Annotated in this window: 1 pseudogene; it reads right to left on the bottom strand. The window is 60.4% G+C overall.

Annotation, left to right across the window (positions count from 1 at the left end):
* Window positions 1–235: 235 nt before the first annotated feature.
* Window positions 236–1,067, bottom strand: a pseudogene (locus FTU29_RS17300) (IS91-like element ISVsa3 family transposase); the annotation flags it as partial.

Below are 1,067 nucleotides of genomic sequence, written 5' to 3'. Positions count from 1 at the left end.
ACGTATAGGAAGAATAAACGCCCTTTTCACCCAAGTCCAACAGCTTTGGACCGCAGTTGACTCTTTCGACACCCCTGCGATGCAACCCAATCCGGCTGACGGGGAGCCAGCAACGCTGAAAATTTACCCTCCTCTTTCCCACTAGCGGCTCCTTTTCCGACAACCAGCACGGCGGATCCCTGCCGCGGCGCTGTGAACGCAGCATTTTGATTGGTATCGTTGGCCTTCAGGCTCGTCAGTCAAACAGACCCAGGAGCAGCTCAGCCGGTGGCGCCCGGCTTTCGGGTAACGCCCTGGTCCCGCTGGTTTCGGCTTTGTGCTTCAGGTGATCAAGGATCTGCTTGATCACTATAGGGTCTTCAATGCAGGCGATGACTTTCATGGCGCCGCCGCAGCCGCTGCAGGTCTCGATGTCGATATTGAAAACACGCTTGAGCCGTTGCGCCCATGTCATCGACGCTCGCCGTTGTGCTGGTGTTGCCGGTTCATCAGCCACCCTGACCTTGTTGCCCCTGCCCCGTTTTGCCGGCGTGACCAACGCCCGGTGCCGACTGTTGGGTGCGAACACCCCGTGGAAGCGGGTTAGGTTGACTCTGGGCTTCGGTACCAGGGCGGCCAGCCTTGCAATGAAATCCAATGGTTCGAAAATGACGTGCGTGGTGCCGTCCCGGTACGGCGTCTTGAGCTGGTAGCGCACGTTGCCGCCTCGTGTTAACGACAGCCGCTTCTCGGATACCGCCGGGCGGCTGATGTACCGGCACAGCCGTTCGAGCTTCTTGCGTTCATCGGCCCTGGCCGCCACGCCGGCGTGCAGGCTGGACCCGGCTACCTTGCCAATCCCGTCACCGAACGGATCACCACTGGTCGGCAGAGTTTGCAAAGTGAACACCTTTCGCCCCGCCTGTGAACCGACAGCGATACGGTAAGTGATCGAGTGCCCCAGCAGGGGTGTCATCGGGTCGTCATCCACCGCATCCGAGGCCAGATAGCTGTTTTCGACATCCCGTTCCAGCAGGCCTTGCCGTTCCAGATAGCGACCCACCCGGTGGGCGATGGTGTGCGTCAGC

It is taken from the genome of Acinetobacter sp. YH12086 (assembly GCF_013419345.1).
In the GTDB taxonomy this organism is placed as follows: Bacteria; Pseudomonadota; Gammaproteobacteria; order Pseudomonadales; family Moraxellaceae; genus Acinetobacter; species Acinetobacter amyesii.
Note: the sequence above shows the minus strand (reverse complement) of the source record. Positions and strands in the feature narration are given on the sequence as shown.